The sequence below is a fragment of the Pseudomonas sp. IPO3778 genome (genome assembly GCF_013386825.1).
Lineage (GTDB): Bacteria > Pseudomonadota > Gammaproteobacteria > Pseudomonadales > Pseudomonadaceae > Aquipseudomonas.
In genome coordinates this window covers 26032-47059 of the sequence record NZ_JACARC010000040.1, presented here as the reverse complement: position 1 = coordinate 47059, position 21028 = coordinate 26032, and the positions used below count along the sequence as shown (strand labels likewise).

General features: G+C 59.8%; 19 protein-coding genes. 10 read left to right on the top strand and 9 right to left on the bottom strand.

Going from position 1 to position 21028, the window contains the following annotated elements; all coding sequences use genetic code 11:
* Positions 1–9: 9 nt before the first annotated feature.
* Entirely contained in the window at positions 10–1254 is a 1245-nt protein-coding gene (locus tag HX855_RS21380) for a saccharopine dehydrogenase family protein (protein WP_177090769.1), read from the top strand.
* Between the two features lie 208 nt (positions 1255–1462).
* On the opposite strand, the gene HX855_RS21375 is transcribed toward HX855_RS21380, so the two are convergent.
* Complete coding sequence (locus HX855_RS21375; protein WP_177090768.1) at positions 1463–2242, bottom strand: IclR family transcriptional regulator; 780 nt, start codon at positions 2240–2242, stop codon at positions 1463–1465.
* A 215-nt stretch (positions 2243–2457) separates the two neighbouring features.
* On the opposite strand from HX855_RS21375, the gene HX855_RS21370 reads away from it, so the two are divergent.
* Genes HX855_RS21370 through HX855_RS21355 form a run of 4 tightly spaced genes read left to right on the top strand, consistent with a single transcriptional unit; the run spans position 2458 to position 5916 of the window.
* The gene (locus HX855_RS21370) at positions 2458–3240 is read left to right on the top strand and encodes an ABC transporter substrate-binding protein (RefSeq protein WP_177090767.1); all 783 of its coding nucleotides are present in this window, start codon (positions 2458–2460) and stop codon (positions 3238–3240) included.
* Positions 3237–3905 carry an ectoine/hydroxyectoine ABC transporter permease subunit EhuD gene (gene ehuD, locus HX855_RS21365; protein ID WP_008435412.1) on the top strand — a complete coding sequence of 223 codons (669 nt, stop codon included), beginning with the start codon at positions 3237–3239 and terminating at the stop codon, positions 3903–3905. Before HX855_RS21370 ends, ehuD begins: the two co-directional genes overlap by 4 nt.
* Entirely contained in the window at positions 3902–4654 is a 753-nt protein-coding gene (locus tag HX855_RS21360; RefSeq protein WP_010171879.1) for an amino acid ABC transporter ATP-binding protein, read from the top strand. The genes ehuD and HX855_RS21360 overlap by 4 nt, the downstream gene beginning before the upstream one ends.
* Entirely contained in the window at positions 4651–5916 is a 1266-nt protein-coding gene (locus tag HX855_RS21355) for an FAD-binding oxidoreductase (RefSeq protein ID WP_177090766.1), read from the top strand. Before HX855_RS21360 ends, HX855_RS21355 begins: the two co-directional genes overlap by 4 nt.
* A gap of 62 nt (positions 5917–5978) precedes the next feature.
* Here HX855_RS21355 and HX855_RS21350 read toward each other — a convergent pair whose 3' ends face one another.
* Together HX855_RS21350 and HX855_RS21345 are read right to left on the bottom strand one after the other, a co-directional pair.
* Positions 5979–6665, bottom strand: coding sequence for a M24 family metallopeptidase (locus HX855_RS21350; RefSeq protein ID WP_177090765.1), 687 nt, complete (start codon positions 6663–6665; stop codon positions 5979–5981).
* Complete coding sequence (locus HX855_RS21345; protein ID WP_177090763.1) at positions 6655–7560, bottom strand: LysR family transcriptional regulator; 906 nt, start codon at positions 7558–7560, stop codon at positions 6655–6657. The genes HX855_RS21350 and HX855_RS21345 overlap by 11 nt, the downstream gene beginning before the upstream one ends.
* Before the next feature lie 110 nt (positions 7561–7670).
* Between HX855_RS21345 and HX855_RS21340 the strand changes: the two genes are divergently transcribed.
* Positions 7671–8498, top strand: a complete 828-nt coding sequence (locus tag HX855_RS21340; protein ID WP_177090761.1) for an SDR family oxidoreductase — start codon at positions 7671–7673, stop codon at positions 8496–8498.
* A 516-nt stretch (positions 8499–9014) separates the two neighbouring features.
* On the opposite strand, the gene HX855_RS21335 is transcribed toward HX855_RS21340, so the two are convergent.
* Complete coding sequence (locus HX855_RS21335; protein ID WP_177090759.1) at positions 9015–12035, bottom strand: non-ribosomal peptide synthetase; 3021 nt, start codon at positions 12033–12035, stop codon at positions 9015–9017.
* Positions 12036–12712: 677 nt separating this feature from the next.
* Between HX855_RS21335 and HX855_RS21330 the strand changes: the two genes are divergently transcribed.
* Positions 12713–13060 carry a DUF6124 family protein gene (locus HX855_RS21330; RefSeq protein ID WP_177090757.1) on the top strand — a complete coding sequence of 116 codons (348 nt, stop codon included), beginning with the start codon at positions 12713–12715 and terminating at the stop codon, positions 13058–13060.
* A gap of 116 nt (positions 13061–13176) precedes the next feature.
* Here the strand turns inward: HX855_RS21330 and glsB are convergent, their stop codons facing one another.
* Positions 13177–14085: a glutaminase B gene (gene glsB / locus HX855_RS21325; RefSeq protein ID WP_177090755.1), complete on the bottom strand. Its 909-nt coding sequence runs from the start codon at positions 14083–14085 to the stop codon at positions 13177–13179.
* Between the two features lie 167 nt (positions 14086–14252).
* Between glsB and HX855_RS21320 the strand changes: the two genes are divergently transcribed.
* Entirely contained in the window at positions 14253–14750 is a 498-nt protein-coding gene (locus tag HX855_RS21320) for a signal peptidase II (RefSeq protein ID WP_177090797.1), read from the top strand.
* 166 nt (positions 14751–14916) lie between these two features.
* Here the strand turns inward: HX855_RS21320 and HX855_RS21315 are convergent, their stop codons facing one another.
* The 3 genes from HX855_RS21315 to HX855_RS21305 are packed head-to-tail and all read right to left on the bottom strand — an operon-like array spanning position 14917 to position 18371.
* Entirely contained in the window at positions 14917–16131 is a 1215-nt protein-coding gene (locus HX855_RS21315; RefSeq protein ID WP_177090753.1) for a nucleoside permease, read from the bottom strand.
* 42 nt (positions 16132–16173) lie between these two features.
* The gene (locus tag HX855_RS21310; RefSeq protein ID WP_177090751.1) at positions 16174–17226 is read right to left on the bottom strand and encodes a sugar phosphate isomerase/epimerase; all 1053 of its coding nucleotides are present in this window, start codon (positions 17224–17226) and stop codon (positions 16174–16176) included.
* Positions 17227–17240: 14 nt separating this feature from the next.
* The gene (locus HX855_RS21305; RefSeq protein WP_177090795.1) at positions 17241–18371 is read right to left on the bottom strand and encodes a Gfo/Idh/MocA family protein; all 1131 of its coding nucleotides are present in this window, start codon (positions 18369–18371) and stop codon (positions 17241–17243) included.
* Between the two features lie 167 nt (positions 18372–18538).
* Between HX855_RS21305 and HX855_RS21300 the strand changes: the two genes are divergently transcribed.
* Positions 18539–19534 (top strand): LacI family DNA-binding transcriptional regulator, encoded by a 996-nt coding sequence (locus HX855_RS21300; protein WP_177090749.1) that lies wholly within the window; start codon positions 18539–18541, stop codon positions 19532–19534.
* On the opposite strand, the gene HX855_RS21295 is transcribed toward HX855_RS21300, so the two are convergent.
* Positions 19528–19938 (bottom strand): hypothetical protein, encoded by a 411-nt coding sequence (locus HX855_RS21295; RefSeq protein ID WP_177090747.1) that lies wholly within the window; start codon positions 19936–19938, stop codon positions 19528–19530. The genes HX855_RS21300 and HX855_RS21295 overlap by 7 nt on opposite strands.
* 109 nt (positions 19939–20047) lie before the next feature.
* On the opposite strand from HX855_RS21295, the gene HX855_RS21290 reads away from it, so the two are divergent.
* Complete coding sequence (locus tag HX855_RS21290) at positions 20048–20899, top strand: helix-turn-helix domain-containing protein (protein WP_177090745.1); 852 nt, start codon at positions 20048–20050, stop codon at positions 20897–20899.
* Positions 20900–21028 lie beyond the last annotated feature (129 nt).

The window sequence follows — 21028 nt, the reverse complement described above, 5'->3', positions numbered from 1 at the left end:
ATAAAGCAATTGAAAAAGAACGTTCTTATCATTGGTGCAGGAGGTGTCGCCAAGGTGGTGGCCCACAAGTGCGCGCAGCACAACGACGAACTCGGTCGTATTGCTATCGCGTCGCGCAACATCTCCAAATGCCAGGCCATCATCGACAGCGTCAAGGCCAAGGGTAGCCTCAAGGTACCCGCCGATATCCAGGCCTTCGCGCTGAACGCTCTGGACGTGGAAGCGACCAAGGCACTGATCCGCGAGACCGAATCGCAGATCGTCATCAACGTCGGCTCCGCCTTCCTTAATATGTCGGTGCTGCGCGCCTGCATCGATACCGGCGTGGCTTACCTGGACACCGCCATTCACGAAGAACCAGGCAAAGTCTGTGAGACGCCGCCGTGGTATGGCAACTACGAATGGAATCACCTTGAGGAATGCAAGCAGAAGAACATCACTGCGATCCTCGGTGTGGGCTTCGACCCAGGCGTCGTCAACGCCTACGCAGCGCTTGCGCAACAACAGCATTTCGACCGCATTGATTCGATCGACATTCTCGACGTCAATGCCGGTTCCCATGGCAAATATTTCGCCACCAATTTCGACCCGGAAATCAACTTCCGCGAATTCACCGGACAGGTGTGGAGCTGGCAGAACAGCCAGTGGACCAGCAACACCATGTTCGAAGTCAAACGCACCGACGACCTGCCTGTGGTCGGTTCGCAGAACCTGTACCTGACCGGCCACGATGAAGTGCACTCGCTGTCGAAAAACCTCGACGTGCCCAATGTGCGTTTCTGGATGAGCTTCGGCGAACACTACATCAACGTGTTCACCGTGCTGAAAAACCTCGGCCTGCTCTCCGAAAAACCGGTCACTACCGCCGAAGGCCTGGAAGTCGTGCCGCTGAAACTGGTCAAGGCCGTGCTGCCTGACCCGTCGTCGCTGGCACCGGGCTACACCGGCAAGACCTGCATCGGCGACCTGGTCAAGGGCACCAAGGATGGCCAGCCGCGCGAGCTGTTCATCTACAACGTGGCCTGCCACGAAGAAGCCTTTGCCGAGACCGACAGCCAGGGCATCTCCTACACCGCCGGCGTACCACCCGTGGCCGCAGCGCTGCTGGTTGCCCGTGGCGAGTGGGATGTGAAGCACATGGCCAACGTCGAGGAACTGCCGGCTGAGCCGTTCCTCAAAGCGCTGGACGTGATGGGCTTGCCGACTCGCATCAAAGACGAGAACGGTGACCGTGCCTGGGATGCGATTGCCTGAGGGTGATAGCTGACTGAACAAAAAAATGCGCCCGAAGGGGCGCATTTTTTGTTGGGGCGATTACCAACCTCAAACACAATGAAGATCAAATGTGGGAGCTGGCTTGCCTGCGATAGCGGTGGGTCAGAACCGAATGGGCGAGCTGACACTCCGCTATCGCAGGCAAGCCAGCTCCCACACTGATCGTGTTGTCTGCTCGATAGCATTTCTATTCAAGATTGCGCGCCGAATTGCTCAACGCCCTCGAACACTGCAACAACGCCGGCGCCAGCTGCTTCTCCGCATCCGCCCGGCTCCACCGACTGGTGGGCGCCACCACATGCACCGCCGCCACCGGCCGACCGTTCGCCCCCAGCACCGGCGCACCGATGGTCATGTCCCCCAGGAACAGCTCCTGGCCATTCACCGCGTAGCCCTGTTCGCGCACTTGCTGCAACGACTCCATGATCCTGTCGACGTCCGTCAACGTCTGGCTCGTATGCGCCACCCGCTGGCTGTGTTCGATCAACCCCAACGCCTCATCCGCTGGCAACGCACTCAAATACGCCCGGCCCGACGCCGTGCAGTACATCGGCACCCTTGAACCAATCGGCATATGCACCGGTACAAAGCCGGAGCTGACGAAGCGCGCGATGTACGTCATGTCGTAACCCGCCGGCTCCGTCAGGCACGAGGTTTCTCCCGTCAGGCGGGTCAGCTCCGAGAGGAACGGGTTGGCCACTTCAATCAACGAATGGGCATCCAGATAACTGAAGCCCAACTCCAGCACCCGGGGTGTGAGTTGGTAATGCCGCGTGCGCGAGTGTTTCCGAAGGTAACCCAGGCTCTCCAGGGTAAACACCATGCGCTGGGCCGAACTTTTGGTCATGCCGGCCGCCTCGGCCACCTCTGCAAGGCTCATGCTGCGGCGCTGGGCGCTGAATGCCTTGAGCACCGACAGGCCTTTTTCCAGGGATTGGTTGTGCAAGCTGTTGCGTTCTTCAGACATGGCGGACTCGCGGTCAGGTCGATCAAGCGTGGCGATATTTCTACACCAAACTACGAAATTCGACCACTTAAAATCGCATATCGATACGAAAGGTTCATTTTGTCGAATTTCTGTACCACTAAACGATTTTATTGAATCGAAATGGCACAGAGCTTGCGGTTTCCTCTCCAGCCGCTTGCGGTACTGACGATCCGTTTTCCTTCTGGAGTAACCCGATGAACAGTCTTTCGCCCTTGTTTCGCCGCCTCGCCTTTGGCCTCTGCGCCACCTTTTGCGTAGCCACCGTGCACGCCGCCGGTGCGCCCTCGTACAAAGTCGGTGCAACGGCCAGCGGTTCGCCGTTTACCTTCCTCGACATCAAGAGCAACAGCATCCAGGGCGTGATGGTCGACGTGGCCAATGCGGTGGGCAAGGCCGGCGGTTTCACCAGCGACATCCAGCAGACCAACTTCGCCGCGCTGATCCCGTCGCTAACCTCCGGCAAGCTCGATTTCATCGCCGCCGGCATGCTCAAGACCCCGGAACGCGCCCAGGTGGTGGACTTCAGCGCGCCGGTGTATGCCTACGGTGAAGGGCTGATCGTGAGTGCCGACGACAACACAACCTATACCGACCTCAGCGCCCTGAAAGACCAGGTGGTGGGCGTACAAGCCGGCACGATCTTCTACGACATGCTCAACAAGCTGGGCATCTTCAAGGAAATCCGCACCTACGACTCCATCGGTGAAATGGTGCGGGACCTGAGCCTGGGCCGCATCAAGGCCGCCGTGGGTGACCAGCCGGTGGTGGCGTACCAGATCCGCCAGAAGCTGTTCAAAGGCGTGAAGCTCGCCGCCGATTACAAGCCGGTCAACGTCGGCGAGGTGTGCCTGGTGGTGCGCAAGGGCGACAGCGAAACCCTCGCACGCCTGAACCAGGCCATTGCCAGCATCAAGGCTGACGGCACCCTGGAGGCGATCCTGAAGAAGTGGGGGCTTGATGCCCAGGTGCAGCCATGAACCCGGCTGAATTCCTGCAAAACGCCCAGGACTTCCTGCCGATCCTGCTGCAGGGCGCCTGGGTGACGATCCAGATCACCGTGCTGTCGTTCCTGCTCAGTAGCGCCATCGGCCTGGTGCTGGCGTTGCTCAAGCTGTCGCCGATCAAGGCGCTGTCGTGGGCGGCGAGCACGGTGATCAACGTGATTCGCGGCCTGCCGATCATCGTGCAGCTGTTCTACATCTACTTCGTGCTGCCGGACATGGGCGTGCACCTCAGCGCGTTCCAGGCCGGGGTGATCGGCATGGGCATCGCCTATTCGGCGTACCAGGCGGAGAACTTTCGTACCGGCATCATCGCCGTCGAACAAGGCCAGCGTGAAGCCGCTGAAGCCTTGGGGATGCGCTCGGTGCTGATGATGCGCCGGGTGATCCTGCCCCAAGCGTTTCGCATCGCCCTGCCGCCCTACGGCAACACCCTGGTGATGATGCTCAAGGACTCCTCCCTGGTGTCGACCATCACCGTGGCCGAGATGACACGCCAGGGGCAACTGATCGCCTCGTCCACTTTCCAGAACATGACCGTCTACACCCTGGTCGCCCTGCTCTACCTGCTGATGAGCCTGCCGCTGGTGTATGGCCTGCGCCGCATGGAACAGCACCTGGGCCGGAGGAAAAAAGCATGATCGAGATTCGCCAACTGCAAAAACATTACGGCACCCATCGCGTGCTGCACGGCGTCGACCTGGACGTGGCCAAGGGCGAAGTGGTGTGCCTGATCGGGCCGTCCGGCTCGGGCAAATCCACCCTGCTGCGCTGCATCAACGCCCTGGAAGCCTACGACGGCGGCACCATCAACGTGTTCGGCGAAACCGTGCAACGTGGCAGCAAGACCGTGCACGCCCTGCGCAGCCGCATGGGCATGGTGTTCCAGCGCTTCAACCTGTTCCCCCATCGCACCGTGCTGGAAAACGTGATGGAAGGCCCGGTGTACGTCAAACGCGAACCGCTGCAACAGGCCCGGGAAGAAGCCTTGGCGCTGCTGGATAAAGTCGGCCTGTCGGCCAAGGCCGATGCCTACCCGGAACAACTTTCCGGCGGCCAGCAACAACGGGTGGCCATCGCCCGCGCACTGGCGATGAAGCCCGATGCGATGCTGTTCGACGAACCGACCTCGGCCCTCGACCCGGAACTGGTGGGCGATGTGCTGGAGGTGATGCGCACCCTGGCCGATGAAGGCATGACCATGATTGTGGTGACCCACGAAATGGGTTTTGCCCGGGAAGTGGCCGACCGCGTGTGCTTCCTGCACGGCGGCTACATCGTGGAAAGCGGCCCCGCCGAACAAGTGCTGGGCAACCCGCAACAGCCGCGCACCCAGGACTTCCTGCGCCGCGTGCTGCACCCGACGGCCAACACCCGGAGCCTGTCATGAAGTCACTCTGGGCAGCGACAGCCCCCGCCGCACCGCCGACGCCCGCGCTGGCAGAATCCATCAAGGTCGACGTGGCCATCGTCGGCGCCGGGTACACCGGTTTGTCCACGGCCCTGCACCTGGCCGAGCGTGGCGTAAGCGTGTGCGTGCTGGAGGCCCATGAACCAGGCTGGGGCGCGTCCGGGCGCAATGGCGGGCAGGTCAACCCGACGCTCAAATACGACCCGGACCAACTGGTGCAGAGGTACGGAGCCGAGCGCGCCGAACCGCTGATCCAGACCGTGTCCGGTTCTGCGGACCTGGTGTTCAACCTGATCCAGCGCCATGGCATCGACTGCGCGCCCACGCGCAAGGGCTGGATGCAAGTCTCCTATTCGGAAAAAGGCGTGGCGGGCCTGCATGCCCGTGCCGAGCAGTGGGCCCGACGCGGGGTACCGGTGCAGCGCCTGGATGCCAACGCAGTGTCCGCCCGCATGGGCAGCCAGGCGTTTGCCGGTGGCTGGCTGGACGGTCGTGCCGGGGCCATTCAACCCCTGGCCTATGCACGCGGGCTGGTGCGCGCCGCCCAGGCGGCGGGCGTGCGCATTCACGGGCAAAGCGCCGTAACCGCGATGCAACAGGCGGGCGCCGGCTGGAAGCTGCAGACCGCCAGCGGTGCACAGGTGTCGGCCGGCCAGGTGGTGTTGGCCACCAACGGCTACAGCGGCGACCTGTGGCCCGGCATGGCCCAGAGCGTGCTGGCGGCCAACAGTTTTATCGTCGCCACCCGGCCCTTGAGCGGGCCTGCTGCCGAGAGCATTTTGCCGGGGCAGGAAACCGTCTCGACCGCCCAACGCCTGCTGCTGTACTTTCGCAAGGACGCCCACGGTCGCTTGCTGATGGGCGGGCGCGGACTGTTCAACGACCCCACCGGGCCAACGGACTTTGCACACCTGGAACGTTCGCTGGCGTTGTTGTTTCCACAGTTGGGCAAGCTTGAATTCGAGTACCGCTGGGCCGGGCGGATCGCGATCACCCGGGACTTTATGCCTCACGTCCACGAGCCTGCACCCGGCTTGACCCTGGCGCTGGGCTGCAACGGACGCGGGATTGCGTTGTGTACCAGTTTGGGCCAGCAATTGGCGGGACGCCTATGTGACAGCCGCTCCGACTTCGCTTACCCGGTAACGCCGTTGCAGCGGTTGCCACTGCATGGCTTGCAACGCTTCTACATCGGCGCGGGTGTTGCGTGGTACAGCCTGCTGGACCGCATGTCCCTGTAGGAGCGAGCTTGCTCGCGAAAAACCCGAAGGCGCCGCGTTTCCTCAGGAGACCGGCGCCCTCATCAAAGCTCGCAGACCTCTCCCTCATCACCGAAGTAATAGATATTTTCGTGCTTATAGCCCCAGCGACCGCCTCGCTCGCGAACATGCGGTTCGAAAGTAAAGCACGTCACCTCCTCAAGGCGCCGATGATTGCCCGCTTCGATGTAAAGCCGTTGGTCACGCTGCTCGCAGATGCTGTGGCCGACGTTGCCGGCGAAATCGAGGTTCTCGAAACCCTCGGATGCGATCAGTTCATTGGCGAACGCATGCAAGTCGTCGAACGTGGTTTCGGGGCGGGCGAAGGTGCGCATCATCGCGTGCAACCGGTGCTCTACTTCATGGCCCTTTCTGAACTCCGCACCCGTCGGCACCGCCCGGCACACACCCTCCTCCACATAGAAAGAGCGCGCGCAATCGCCCCACACCGTGCCAGCGCGTGGACTCAAATCCACCGTAATCAGATTGTGCAAACCGACCGCTTCGTCACTGGGCCGATAGTCCCGGCCCGACACCGAAAGCACACTGCGCGAACCCAGTAATACGAAGGCCGGGCAGTCGTAATACCAGGTCTGCGGATAGCCGGAGTCCACGAGCATCTGCGCCGCCATTCGGGCGATGGACGCCTCGGTCGAAGCGGGTGTGATATGCGTCACGAGTTGCTGCAACACCGACTTCGCGGCGGCCTGGACCACACGATTAGGCAACATCGACCTTCTCCTTTATCACCTCGATAAATGCCCGCAAACCGCCCGGCACATGACGATGCCCCGGGTAGTACAAATACAGCCCGGCACCCGGCGGGCACCAGTCTTCCAGCACCATGACCAGGCGCTTGTCCGCCAAATACCGCGCCACCGTATGCTCCGGCACATACGCGATGCCCAACTCGCGAGCGGCGGCATCGGCCATGATTTCCACGTTATCGAGGGTGAGGTTGCCAGTGGTGCTCACCGTCAGTGACTGCCCATGCTTTTCAAACTCCCAGCGGTAAGGTTTGCCGCTGGGCATGCGAATGGAAATGCACTGGTGACGCTGCAGGTCGTCCGGCGTGAGTGGCGCGGGACGGTTTGCCAGGTACGTCGGCGAGGCCACGGTGATGAAGCGTGTGGGTGGCCCCATGCACACGGCGATCATGTCCTGGGGCACCGACTCGCCCAGGCGGATACCGGCATCAAAACCCTCATCGACGATATCCACCAGACGCCCATCGGTCACCAGGTCCACGGCCATCTGCGGAAAACGCGCGAGAAACTCCGGCAATATCGACTCCAACAGAATCCGCGCCGCCGGTTCACTCGCACTGATGCGCAGGCTGCCGCTGGGCAAATCGCGAAACTCATTGACCTCCTCCAGCGCCAGCTCGAACTCGCGCAACAGCGGCGTCACCCGGCTCACCAGCCGCTGACCGGCCGGCGTCGGCGCCACGCTGCGAGTGGTGCGGTTAAGCAGGCGCACACCGAGGCTGGCCTCCAGCGTGCGCATCATATGGCTGAGGGTCGAGGCCGACAGCCCCAGCTCATCGGCCGCCTTGCGAAAGCTGCGATGGGACACGATCAGCGTCAAGGCACTGAGTTCTGCAAGCGACGGCGTCGATGGATTCATGGGGAATATTCACTAACTCATGCGCGATTGCATCGATAGTAGCAGCAGTAGCCGGGGCGTACGGTGTCTGTACTGTTTGCCAAACCGGCAGCTTACGGAGGACATCCCCCATGAAAAAAACCTGGCTGGTCACGGGCAGCTCCTCGGGCATCGGCAAAGCCCTGGTGGAACAACTGCTTGAACGCGGCGACCGAGTCGCCGCTACGTTGCGTAAAACCGAAGCCCTGAAGGATTTGGCCGAGCGCTATCCCGAACAACTGTGGTTGGCGCAGCTGGATGTGAACGATGCAGCGGCCATTCGCAACGTGGTCAAGCAAGCCTTTACCGAATTGGGGCGCATCGACGTGGTGGTCAGCAGCGCCGGTTATGCGCTGTTTGGCGCGGCGGAGGAAGTCAGCGACGAACAGATCGAGCAGCAGTTGCAGACCAACCTGGTGGGCTCGATCCAGGTGATTCGTGCATGCCTGCCCTTCCTGCGGGAGCAAGGCGGCGGTCGGGTGCTGCAGGTGTCTTCGGAGGGCGGGCAGTTGGCGTATCCGAACTTCAGCCTGTACCACGCGAGCAAGTGGGCGATTGAAGGGTTTGTGGAATCGGTGGCGCAAGAGGTTGCGCCCTTCGGGATTGAATTGACGTTAGTGGAGCCGGGGCCAACGCGCACCAACTTTGGCGCCGCACTGGTGAGCCCACCGCCGATGGCGGTGTATGACCAGACGCCGGCGGGTGATGTGCGCAGGGCGGTGGCGAGTGGAGAGTTTGCGCTGACGGGTGACCCGGTGAAGATGGCCAAGGCGATGTTGGCAGTGGCCGACGTGCAGCCTGCGCCGAAAAGGTTGTTGTTGGGCAGTGGCGCATATGACCGGGTTCGTGCGGTGTTGACTGAGCGATTGGCGGCGCTGGAGGCGCAACAGCAAGTCGCACGCAGTACGGAAATCGACTAACCCACTGTAGGAGCGAGCTTGCTCGCGAAGAACCAGAGGGCGCCGCGTTGAATCAGCATACCCACGTCATCGTTAACGACCTTCGCGAGCAAGCCCGCTCCCACATTTGGACCGAGTTCGCTTAGGCCTTTGCTCTGCCTGAAAGCCGAGACAAGTGGTAGAAGCCAACGCAAAGGCCAGAGCGAAAGCAGAGCTGCTTTTATGTGGGAGCGGGCTTGCTCGCGAAGAACCAGAGGGCGCCGCGTTGAACCAGGATACCCACGTCCTCGTTAACGACCTTCGCGAGCAAGCCCGCTCCCACATTTGGACCGAGTTCGCTTCGGCCTTTGCTCTGCCTGAAAGCCGAGACAAGTGGTAGAAGCCAACGCAAAGGCCAGAGCGAAAGCAGAGCTGCTTTTATGTAGGAGCGAGCTTGCTCGCGAAGGTCGTCAACGATAACGCGGGCATTCTGAATAAATGCGGTGCCTCGACGTTTTTCGCAAGCAAGCCCGCCCCTACAAGGAAGCCTATTAACCGCTAGGTAAAATCGCCGCTCTTTTCCCAATACGTCAGATAACGAGACAGCAGTTCGCTGTCCATTGGCGCAGGTTTCAGGCGACTGTTTACGGCAGCCAACGCGGCCTGAGTGTGACTGGCATCATAGATAGGCATATTTTCATAGACCTCCCAACGAGTCAGGTTTTCGTACACCTTTTCGGAAAGCATGGGCAGGAGCGGCATAAGCGGGTTGTGGGCCAACCCAGGGGCGATTTCCAGCCGGCTGACCCACTCGGCGTAAGGCAGCTTTTGCAGTGAATAACCTATCACCGTCAGCAGTTCGAAAAACCTATCGAGATCAACGGATTGAGTATGATCCGGAGGGACCAGATGATAAGCCCTTCCAAGGTTTCTATTGTCCCGGGCAATCACTAATAATGCGGCACTCACGTAATCAACCGGCACAAACTCCTTACGTTGCCGAGGAAGCACAGGATAAGCACCTATCGCGATGCACCCTCTCAGCAAGCGAGAGACAAAATCGTTTGGGTTACCTACGCCATTCAGACTATCTCCCATGATAAACCCGGGGCGGTACACCGCGAGCGGTACACCACGCCTTGTAGCCTCCCAGATAAATTGCTCAACAACCCACTGGCTTTGCGAATACCCGGAGTCATATTTCATGCCTTCAAGGTATGGCGCGAGGTCATCATCCTCAGTAATTTTATGGACTCTATTCAATAGCCCAGCAGGACCAAAGGCAGCGATGGTCGAAATATAGTGCAGTGGCTTGGGGTTACCCTGGGTGGCCAGGCGCAAAATATTCAATGTACCGTCTATATTCCCGGCACGATGGGCTTGATAGGGTTGAATATAATTAACGTGCGCCCCCAAGTGAAAAATCACGTCAACGTCCATCGTCATTTTTTTATATAGCGTTTGATCCAGCCCCAGTTCAAATAACGACAAGTCACCCATAACCGGCGTGATCCGGGCGTTGAACGTCTCTGACCACAACCCGTATCGAGCGACGTTATGCCTGATACGTTGCCGAGCGACTTCCTCGTTCGGTGCACGAACGAGGCATATCACATTTTTAACGTTGGGCAGCGCCAGTAGATCACGAAGAAAAAACGCCCCCAAAAAACCGGTAGCGCCGGTTAACAAGGCCGTAACACTCTCTAATTCACTCCATTCCCGGGGTGCCCCTGGCAACGGCTGAATGTCCGCCGGCAACTGAGCATCCTGTAGCCATTGCGCAATTTCAACAGGCGCTGGAGTTTGCTTTTCTTGTGAAAGTACATCGGCTAACCCGCGTATCGTGGGCGCGTCGTAAAGCGCTTGCACTGAACAGTCTTGCTTGAACTGACGTTTTATTTCGATGATCAATCTCGCGGCCTGTAACGAACTCCCCCCCAACCGAAAGAAGTGGTCGGTTACGCCTATATTTTCGATACTCAGGATTTTTCGCCACATCAACAACAGAGCGTATTCCCTATCCGTGAGGGTACCGGCTTTCTCGACCTCACCGGTGCGGGTTGACAATGCAGCCAACAATCTTCTCTTATCGACTTTCCCGGTCGGGGTCAGAGGAACATCACTCATGACGAACAAGCGCGGCAACATGTACGCCGGAAGGTGCTGATGTAACGCCTCACGAAGATGCTCAATGTTGAAACTCTGGGGATTTTCGGGAACCACAAACGCGGCTAAAAAGGGATCGCTGTTTCCATCATTTACCAAGAGCGCCACAGCCGCCGTGACGCTGCCTCTCTTCAAGATTTGAAACTCAATATCTTCTAACTCAATACGATGCCCACGAATTTTGACCTGGTTATCCAATCGGCCATGGTACATGAATACACCGTCAGAACGCTGTGAACCAAGGTCTCCTGTTTTATAAAGTCTCAACGAAGATGAATGCCCGGGCAAAGTGACGTTAACAAAGCGTTCTTTAGTCAGCTCATCACGCCCCCAGTAAGCACGCGCAAGCCCATCACCGCCGACGTATAGGTGGCCAATCTCTCCCTGAGCGACAGGCCGCAGGCGCTCATCAAGGACAAAAGCAACAGTGCGACTAATGGGGCGCCCAATAGGAACACTACCCTTCGTTAAATCTCCTGCGCCGATAGTGTGCGCTAAAGCGAATGTCGTGCATTCCGTAGGTCCATAAACATTAAGAAGATGCTCGGGAGGCGCCGTATCCAGGACCCGCTTCAACGTATGAGGGTTCAGCACCTCTCCCCCGACCAAGACGTAGCGAAAAAAACGAAATGCTTCAGGTGCTGTTGTGGCAACCACATTAAATAACGCTGTAGTGATAAACATAACGGTTATTTTCCACCGGACCAGCAGCGCCTGAAAACGGTGGATATCAAGAATGTCCTTTTTGGGGATCATAATCATCGTCGCGCCATTTAGCAGTGCGCCCCACACTTCAAACAGTGAGGCATCAAAGGTTGGATTCGCAATACACGCGATATGGTCATCATTGATTATATTCACATAGTCGGCGTTCACCACCAGACGCAATATGCCCTTTGCCTCAATTTCAACCGCTTTGGGTTTGCCTGTGGTTCCCGATGTAAACAAGATATGCGTCCTGTGCTCAGGAAATACCTCAGCGACCTGTTCGAGTGTGTGTTTATTTCTTAGCAGTTCATGAAAATCCAGAAGCGTCGTGTGTAAACCAGCGTGTTTTCCTGGCAACGTCGAGAGGGTCCATTTCACCTGCAGATCCTCCAGCATATTATTAAGCCAGTCTTCTGGCATATCAGGATCTAATGGAACACAGCTTCCACCCGCCATCAAAATACCCAGCTGACTGATAACCTGCTCGATGCCCGGAGGCAAAAGTATTGCGACAGGCGTTTCCCGGATAACACCTTCTTTACGCAAGCCTCCAGCAAGGATTGCTGCCTGCTCAGCGAGCGCACAATAAGTAATTTGTTGCACGGGTGTTATGACCGCGGCCTTTTCCGGAAAACTACTCACTTGAATAAAAAACGGCACGAGCAAGTCAGCAGCCTCGAGAGGCTGATACGATGTGACATTCATTACTTATCTCCAAAGCAATATTGGTCGCCTTAAAAACTGGAAAACCAATAAGGCACCGCCTATTAAAAGCGACAAGAGCATGCAAGTCCCGAACATGGCGAAAAATTAATTAAACACACCCACAACCGACCTGACGCCCTACTTTCAACTTAACTTCTAACGCAAAACCTGTGCGCCGGACACTGTTATAATTAACAGTCGATTAGAGTATTTGGCGATACCTCACGAGGTGTTTGCGCCGATTAGCTTTAGCATTTTCGAATACTGCATCGTGATGACGTTACTTGCACTGGGCGCCAGCTGTTCGCGGCTCTGCGTATTCGGCGCACTGTGCGCTTGGGCTCTTCGCGAGCAAGCTCGCTCCTACAGGGAGATAGGCTCGGATTTTTCCGACAGCTGTTTCAGGTTGTCGGTCGGACTCGGGCTGACTAACCTCCCGCAGTCGCTGCCCATTCAGCGGCCGGATTTGACCGTCCGATCCATCAACGACCGCAACGCCCAACACCTATTTCAGGCGTTTTTTTTGTGCCTGAGTTATCGTGTCGCGGCGGCTGTACGCGGGATACCTTCGGGTATGCCGGGTTCGTTGATAACCGGTCGGTCAACCCGCGTACAGCTGCCACCCTCCTCGTTTGACCGCGAACGGTGGTAGCTCCACTTATCGACGGAGCTTCACCATGATTAAAGACAGTCCAAATCCCCCAAATCATGCCGACCGGCTTCAAGAAGCGGCTTACCGCGCCATTCATCACTATCTGAAACCTGACGCCCAACCCCAACCGCCTGAACCCGCCGAGCTACCGTTCGATGGATTATTTACCGTGCGAACGGACCTGGACACGGAGACCTTGCTGGCCAATGCCTCGCAAGACCTGGCGTCGATCAATGTCATCGCCGCTCACCTGGCCTTCGAAGTCGACGGGACTCAACGCAATGTGGCGCTGGGCATTTGCAGGATGTTGGAAGGTGTGCAGATGCTGGTCGACAAAGCGCTGGATCGATGCGCGGAAACCAGCCCGCGCTAATGATCGTTCCCACGCTCTGCGTGGGAATGCCTACGGTGACGCTCCGCGTCACAAAGGCGGACGCAGAGCGTCCTGGGCGTCACTCCCACGCAGAGCGTGGGAGCGATCAAGTCTCTTCAAAAAACCGACCACCCAATCCGCTCACTCAACAACTCCAACGCCTTCATCCCCGCCAGTGAATTCCCTGCCGCATTCAACTCCGGCGACCACACGCACACCGTAAACTGCCCCGGCACCACCGCGAGAATCCCGCCGCCTACCCCGCTTTTGCCGGGCAAGCCAACGCGATACGCAAAATTCCCCGCCTCGTCATACAGCCCGCTGGTGGCCATGATCGAGTTCACCTGCTTGGTCTGGCGCGCCGTCAGAATCTGCTCGCCGCTGTGGGTGCATACGCCTTCATTTGCCAGGAAGCAAAACGCCTTGGCCAGGTCCAGGCAGCTCATCTGCAACGCGCAGTAGTTGAAGTAGCTGTGCAGCACCGCGTCCACGTCGTTGTGGAAGTTGCCGAACGACTTCATCAGGTACGCCATGGCCGCATTGCGCGCGCCGTGCTGGGCTTCGGATTCGGCCACCACGCTGTTGACCAGGATCTGCGGGTTGCCCGACAGCCGCCGCACAAAGTCGCGCATGGACAGGATCGGCACGGCAAAGCGCGACTGGTTGATGTCGCAGATTACCAGCGCACCGGCGTTGATAAACGGGTTGCGTGGCCGCCCACGTTCAAACTCCAACTGCACCATGGAGTTGAACGGCTGCCCCGACGGTTCGTGGCCCAGGCGCTCCCAGATGCTTTCGCCGCCATGGTCGATGGCCTGTACCAGGCTGAACACCTTGGAGATGCTCTGTACGGAGAACAAGGTGTGGGCATCGCCCGCGCAGCAGAACGAGCCGTCATTGCCATACACGGCAATGCCCAGTTGCTGGGCCGGTACGTCGGCGAGTGCGGGGATGTAGTCGGCGACCTTGCCGAGGCCGATCAGTGGGCGGACTTCGTCGAGGATCGACTCCAACAGGGCCTGCATGTTTTGTTCGGGCATGGTTTGGAAAATAGTGATTGGCGGGCGCGGAGGATACCTGAAACGCCATGGCCAGGCTGGATGTTGGTGCAACGATGGACGCTGCGCAGGCCGTGCGATATCTTCTGGCCGCCGCCGGTTCAGGCGAAAAACGAAGGAGTGGATCGTTGAAGATGCAGGACGCCCTGAGAGGAAGAAGCTTTGCCGTGCTGATCGGGATTGCTTTTATTGCCGTAGACCAGTTGATCAAACTGCTGGCGCTGTTTTCGCTGCAAGCCACCACGCTCCGGTTCGGCTCAAGCCCGGTCAACATGGCCCTGGAGTTGAGCTTGAACCCGGGTGCGTTCCTCAGCTTGGGCGCCAGCCTGCCAACCCAGGTCAAGCAACTGATCTTTATCGTCGGCGTGGCCGCCGTGGTGTGCTGGGCGGGTTATTGGGCCTGGACGCACTGGAACCACTCCCTGCGCAAGGCCGCCGCCCTTTTCCTGATTGCCCTGGGCGGCGCCGGGAACCTGATTGACCGGGTTTCTCGTGACGGCCATGTCGTCGATTACCTGGTGGTGAATGTCGGCCCGCTGCATACGGGTGTGTTCAATCTCGCCGATATCGCGATCACCTTGGGTGCGTTGTTGCTGATGCTTGATCTATTCAAGAGCCCCGGTAAAGCCTGAGTTCCACACCGGCCAACAACACGCTCAAACAGGCAAAGAGAATCAGTGTGGGAGCTGGCTTGCCTGCGATGCAGACACCTCGATGTATCAGTTGCACCGAGGTGATGCTATCGCAGGCAAGCCAGCTCCCACCTTTGATTTTGGCTGGCCTGGACATCGCACTCAGTCAGCCCGCCACCCGCTCCCGCCCCTTGAACGCCACCGAAAAACAAAAAAAGATCAGCAACGCAAACCCCGCCGGAAACAGCCAGATGCTGCGCCAGTCATGGCTGCCGCCCGCCGCCACATAGTGGTCGGTCACCTGCCCCGCCACCCAGAACCCAATCAACATCCCCACGCCGTAGGTCGCCAGGGTAATCAGCCCCTGGGCCGAACTCCTGAAACGCTCCGGGGCTTTCGCGTCGGTGTAAATCTGCCCCGAGACAAAGAAGAAGTCGTAGCAGATGCCATGCAGCGCAATCCCGGTAAACAGCATGAACGCCAGCTCGCCATTGTTGCCGTAGGCAAACAGCGCATAGCGCAGCGCCCAGGCCAGCATGCCCACCAGCAGCGCGACCTTGATGCCGAAGCGCTGGATGAACAGCGGCAACAGCAGCATGAACAACACCTCGGACACTTGCCCGATGGCCATTTTTGCCGTGGGGTTGGTGACGCCGATTTCCGCAAGAAACGGGTTGGCGTTCTGGTAGTAAAACGCCAGGGGAATGCAGATCAGGATCGAGGCGATGAAGAACACCAGGTAGCTGCGATCCTTGAGCAACCCGAGGGCGTCCAGCCCCAGCAGTTGCTTGATATCGCCACTGCCCGCCTCGCGCTCCAGCGGCGCAGTGCGCGGCAAGGTGAAGCTATAGACACCCAGCAGCAGTGACGCGATGGCCGACATCAGGAAGGTGTTGCGCAACGCACCTGTGGTGATCGCCTGATGGGAATCCCAGGCGAACACAAAGCTGATGACCAACCCCCCGACGATCCAGCCCAGGGTGCCCCACACACGGATGCGGGAAAACTCCTGGGCCGGGTCGCTCATTTGCCGGAACGCCACCGAGTTCACCAGTGCCAGGGTCGGCATGTAGATGACCATGTACGCCAGCACGTAGGGATAAAAGCCGACAAAGTCCGGCGCGCGGTACAGCTGGTAAAGCAGCACCGCGCCGATCAGGTGCAGCACCGCCAGGATGCGTTCGGCGTTGAAGTAGCGGTCGGCGATCAGGCCGATGATAAACGGCGCGATGATCGCCCCCCACGACTGGGTGGAAAACGCCATGCCGATTTGCCCGCCGCTGGCCCCCAGGTTGCTGGCGAGGAAGGTGCCGAGGGTGACGAACCAGCCGCCCCAGATAAAGAACTGCAGGAACATCATGACGCTCAGTCGCGCTTTCATTGTGGTCACCGTTTTATTGTTATTTTGGGTCAGACGCGGTGTTCAGGCGTCGGGCAGGCCCAGCAGCCGTCGGTTGGATTGCTCGTCGGAGGTCACGCCGGCGAAGTCATCGAACGCCTTGGTGGTCTTGCGGATCATGTGCTGACGGATAAACGCCGCCCCTTGCGCCGCGCCTTGTTGCGCATCCTTCAGGCAGCACTCCCACTCCAGCACGGCCCAGCCGCTGAAGTCGTATTGGGTGAGCTTGCTGAAGATCGATTTGAAGTCGATCTGGCCATCGCCCAATGAGCGGAACCGCCCGGGGCGGTCGACCCATCCTTGATAGCCGCCATACACGCCGGAGCGTGCATCGGGGCGAAACTCCGCATCCTTGACGTGGAACATGCGGATGCGCGCGTGGTAGCGGTCGATGAAGCCCAGGTAGTCCATTTGCTGCAACAGCAGGTGGCTGGGGTCGTAGAGAATGTTGGCCCGGGGATGGTGGTCGACGGCTTCGAGGAAGCGTTCGAAGGAGGCGCCGTCGTGCAGGTCTTCGCCGGGGTGGATTTCGTAGCACAGGTCGACACCGGCCGCGTCAAAGCAATCGAGGATCGGTAGCCAGCGCTTGGCCAACTCCGCAAACCCTTGTTCCACCAGGCCGCCGGGGCGTTGTGGCCAGGGGTAAATATAGGGCCAGAGCAGCGCGCCGGAAAAGGTCGCGTGGGCGGTCAAGCCGAGGCGTTGGCTGGCGCGGGCGGCGAGTTTCAATTGGTCGATGGCCCACTCGGTGCGCGCCTGGGGCTGGCCCCGCAGGTGGGCCGGGGCGAAGTCGTCGAAGAGCGTGTCGAAGGCCGGGTGCACGGCCACCAACTGGCCTTGCAGGTGGGTCGACAGTTCGCTGATTTCAACGCCGGCGCGGGCGCAGGTTGCCTTGAGTTCGTCGCAGTAGGCCTGGCTTTCAGCGGCGCGGGCCAGGTCGATGTAGCGGGTGCCGAGGGTCGGCAACTGGATCGCCGTGTAGCCTTGGGACGCCGCCCATTGGGCGATGTTGGCCAGGGTGTCGAAAGGCGCTTCGTCCGAGATGAACTGGGCGAGAAAAATACCGGGGCCGCGCATGGGTGCAATCTCCTTCATGAGTGGGTGGCCAGGGTCGTCCACTTCGCATCGCCGCGATGGTTGGCGATCACGGCTTCGATAAAGGCCATGCCGCGTACGCCGATTTCAATGCCGGGCACGCCGACGGCGGCGGTGCCTTGGCGAATGGCCGTGGCGAAGTCGCGGTAGAGGTTGGCCATGGCTTCGAGATAACCCTCGGGATGCCCGGCGGGCAGGCGCATGCGCTGCAATGCCGCGTCGCACAGCCAGGGCTGGCCCACGCCGGAACGCAGGATGCGCAGGGGTTGATCGAGGGAACGGTGGATCAGGCTGGCAGGTTCTTCCTGGCGCCATTCCAGGCCGCCCTTGTCGCCATAGAGGCGGATCTTCAGCGGGTTTCCTTCACCGGCACACACTTGGCTGGCGATCAACACGCCACTTGCGCCGGAGGCCATCTTGAACAACATGGCGGCATCGTCATCCAGTTGCCGCCCGGGGACGTGGATGCCCAGGCTCGCGCAGACCTGTTCGATAGGCTGGTCGGCGATGAACTCCGCCAGGGAAAACGCGTGGGTGCCGATGTCGCCGATGCAGCCACCCACTCCCGACAGCTCGGGCCGGCCGCGCCAGTCGGCTTGTTTATTCCCCTGCCCGGCCACGTCCTGGCTGAGCCAGCCTTGTGGGTACTCGACGATGACTTTGCGCAACGTACCAATAACCCCACTGCGCACCATGTCGCGGGCTTGCCACACCATCGGGTAACCCAGGTAGGTATGGGCAAGCCCGTAGAGTCCGGGGCTGTCTTTGACGACGGCTGCCAGCCCCTGGACTTCAGCAAGGTTCAGCGCCGCAGGCTTCTCGCTGAACACGTGGAAGCCCGCCTGCAACGCCTGAGTCGCGATGGGTGCATGCAAGTGATTGGGCGTAACGATCACCAACAGCTGCATGCGCTGCCCCGGCGGCAGGGCCTGTTCGGCGCTCAGCATGTGCTGCCAGTCGCCGTAGCAGCGGGACGCGGGCAAGCCCAAGGCGCTGCCGGTGTTGCGGTTGTTCTCGGGCTGGCGGCTGAAGGCGCCGCACACCAGTTCATAACAGCCATCCAGCCCCGCGGCCTGGCGGTGGGCCTGGCCGATGAAAGCGCCCTCACCGCCGCCGACAAAACCCATTCTTATTTTTTGCACAGCAGCCGTCATCGCGCGTGTTCCCTTTTTGGGCTATTAATGATCACGATGTAACCGGTTACATCGTGCCGGAAATTTAGGCCCAGTTGCCCACGGTGTCAAACCCCGACTGCGGTAAACTTGGCGGCTGCTGCTCTGATAACGAGGTGGTCTTGTCCAATATTCGTGAAGTTGCCCGCTTGGCCGGGGTCTCGGTGGCCACCGTGTCCAGGACCCTGGCCAGCCCTGAACGCGTGCTCCCCGAGACCCGCGACAAGGTCAACGCGGCCGTGGAACAGACCGGCTACCGGCCGAACCGCATGGCGGTGCAATTTCGTTCGCGGCGCACCGGCAACCTGGTGATCCTGGTGCCGGCGATTGCCAACACGTTTTTCGCCCGGGTCATCAGCGGTGCACAGCAAGCCGCTCAGGCATCGGGCTATCGGTTGTTGCTGTGCGACACCCAAGGCCAGGCAGAAATCGAAAAACAGTTCGCCGAACTGGTCCACGCCCATCAGGCCGATGGGGTGATTCAGTTGCGGGCATCCGACCCGTTCAGTGACTGCAGCGACTCACCGCCGCTGGTGAACGCCTGCGAGGTGATTCAGAACGGCCGCCACCCCACCATCAGCCTCGACAACCGCGGCGCGGCCATGGCCATGACCCAGCATTTGATCGACCTCGGCCACCGCCGCATCGGCTTGATCAAAGGCCCCAAAAGCAGCCCGCTGACCCAGGACCGCGTAGCCGGTTATGAAGACGCCTTGCACGCTTCGGGCATACCGCGCGACCCGGCGCTGATCTGCCACGGGGACTTCACGTTGCACGCAGGTTTCGAGGGGGCTGGCAGCCTGCTCGCCCTGCCCCATCGCCCCACCGCGCTGTTCTGCGAGAACGATGAAATGGCCATCGGCGCCTTGAAGCGCATCAAGCAACAGGGCCTGCGCGTGCCCCAGGATATGTCCCTGGTGGGCTTTGATGACATCCCCTTCGCCGCCTACTGCGACCCGCCGCTGACCACCATTGCCCAGCCGGCTGAAACCTTCGGCCGCAAGGCCGTCGAGATGCTCATCGCCCTGATCGAGAAATCGTCGCTGGCAGAACGCCAAGTGGTGTTGCCGTTCGAGCTCACCTTGCGCGGCAGCACGGCAGCACCAACCACTCAATAATGCGCCACATCCGACACCTGGGTGTCCAGCACGTCCCGCGCCAATGCCCAGGCCCGGTCCCTGGACTCCACCACCAGCAACGGGTAACCCCACGCCTTGCCAAACATCACGGCAAACGGCTTGAGCGCCAGGCGTTTGGCCGCGCTGGGCTCCACCTGAATCATGCCTTTGACGAACGCACGCAGGGCCACCTTGTTCTTCTTCATCCAGATCGAGGCGTGTTTGCGTTCTTCGTGGGAGTGTTCGTGAGTGCTTTCATCCACGGCTTTTTCGTGCAGCAGGACGAAGGGTTCCTCGCGCTGCAACAAGGCCTCGAACGCCAAAAAGGCATCGGCCGCAGACGTGTCGCTCGGGGCGTCAAACACGATTTTCACCACAGGGAATGTTGAACAGTCGAGTTGCATGGGAAGCTCCTTTAACGAGAATTATTCTCATGGTAGCCACGCTATCACTGGACGCCATTGCACAGAATGGCCAGAATGTTTCGCATTCCAGCCAATACGCACATCCCACATGCATAACCATCACCTCGAAAACCGTGACCCGATGCGCCAAGCCTTTGCCGATGCCATTCCCCGTGCCGTGGTCGCGGTGAGTGCTTCCAGCACTTGCGCCAGCTGGGAGCACGCGCCGCACCAGCACCGCAAAGGTCAGTTGATGTACACGTTGCGCGGGGTGATTCATTGCGTGATCGAAGAAGGTATCTGGATCGTGCCGCCCCAATGCGCGCTGTGGATTCCCGGCGGCCTTTCCCACGCCGCTCGCGGGTCGGGTGCCGCCGATGTTTACTGCCTGCTGGTTGATCCCGACGCGGCCAACGCCCTGCCAGGGCAATGCTGCACGCTCTCCGTGTCGCCGCTGTTACACGAATTGATCAGCAAGGCCGTCAGCTTTCCTGCGCTGTACGACACCGAGGGCGCCCAGGGACGGTTGGTGGCCACGCTGCTGGACGAACTGGCGCTGGCACCGATCGAGGCCTTGCACCTGCCCATGCCCCGAGACACACGGCTCAGGCGCCTGGCCGACAGCTTGCTGGCCAACCCCGGCGACAAGGCCACCCTGGGGGAATGGGCCGTGCGCATCGGCATGAGCGAACGCAGCATGACGCGGCTGTTGCTGGAGGAGCTTGGCCTGAGTTTCGGGCGCTGGCGCCGACAGTTGCATGTGATCCTGTCACTGCAGCGCCTGGCCAAAGGTGAAAGCGTGCAAACCGTCGCGCTGGACCTGGGTTATGAGAACGCCAGCGGGTTCATCACCATGTTCCGCAAGGTCATCGGCAAACCCCCGGCACGCTACCTGGCGGACCGCGCCGGTATATCCGAACACACAACACCCGCTATCGCCTTGCTGGATTATTATAAATAGTCAGGTTTAAGCATTTTTAGAGCTTCAGTACTAGAACGCTTAAATCAGTGCGGCCGAAAAAAATCAACCCGGCCTAAAATACTTATCGCACACTAAAAAATTTGCACTAGCATATGAGTACTCCCGCGC

Coding starts and splice junctions, on each gene's coding strand:
- HX855_RS21375 (WP_177090768.1), bottom strand. CDS start 2,242: ATGTCTGAAGAACGCAACAGCTTGCACAACCAATCCCTGGAAAAAGGC.
- HX855_RS21370 (WP_177090767.1), top strand. CDS start 2,458: ATGAACAGTCTTTCGCCCTTGTTTCGCCGCCTCGCCTTTGGCCTCTGC.
- ehuD (WP_008435412.1), top strand. CDS start 3,237: ATGAACCCGGCTGAATTCCTGCAAAACGCCCAGGACTTCCTGCCGATC.
- HX855_RS21360 (WP_010171879.1), top strand. CDS start 3,902: ATGATCGAGATTCGCCAACTGCAAAAACATTACGGCACCCATCGCGTG.
- HX855_RS21355 (WP_177090766.1), top strand. CDS start 4,651: ATGAAGTCACTCTGGGCAGCGACAGCCCCCGCCGCACCGCCGACGCCC.
- HX855_RS21350 (WP_177090765.1), bottom strand. CDS start 6,665: ATGTTGCCTAATCGTGTGGTCCAGGCCGCCGCGAAGTCGGTGTTGCAG.
- HX855_RS21345 (WP_177090763.1), bottom strand. CDS start 7,560: ATGAATCCATCGACGCCGTCGCTTGCAGAACTCAGTGCCTTGACGCTG.
- HX855_RS21340 (WP_177090761.1), top strand. CDS start 7,671: ATGAAAAAAACCTGGCTGGTCACGGGCAGCTCCTCGGGCATCGGCAAA.
- HX855_RS21335 (WP_177090759.1), bottom strand. CDS start 12,035: ATGAATGTCACATCGTATCAGCCTCTCGAGGCTGCTGACTTGCTCGTG.
- HX855_RS21330 (WP_177090757.1), top strand. CDS start 12,713: ATGATTAAAGACAGTCCAAATCCCCCAAATCATGCCGACCGGCTTCAA.
- glsB (WP_177090755.1), bottom strand. CDS start 14,085: ATGCAGGCCCTGTTGGAGTCGATCCTCGACGAAGTCCGCCCACTGATC.
- HX855_RS21320 (WP_177090797.1), top strand. CDS start 14,253: ATGCAGGACGCCCTGAGAGGAAGAAGCTTTGCCGTGCTGATCGGGATT.
- HX855_RS21315 (WP_177090753.1), bottom strand. CDS start 16,131: ATGAAAGCGCGACTGAGCGTCATGATGTTCCTGCAGTTCTTTATCTGG.
- HX855_RS21310 (WP_177090751.1), bottom strand. CDS start 17,226: ATGCGCGGCCCCGGTATTTTTCTCGCCCAGTTCATCTCGGACGAAGCG.
- HX855_RS21305 (WP_177090795.1), bottom strand. CDS start 18,371: ATGGGTTTTGTCGGCGGCGGTGAGGGCGCTTTCATCGGCCAGGCCCAC.
- HX855_RS21295 (WP_177090747.1), bottom strand. CDS start 19,938: ATGCAACTCGACTGTTCAACATTCCCTGTGGTGAAAATCGTGTTTGAC.
- HX855_RS21290 (WP_177090745.1), top strand. CDS start 20,048: ATGCATAACCATCACCTCGAAAACCGTGACCCGATGCGCCAAGCCTTT.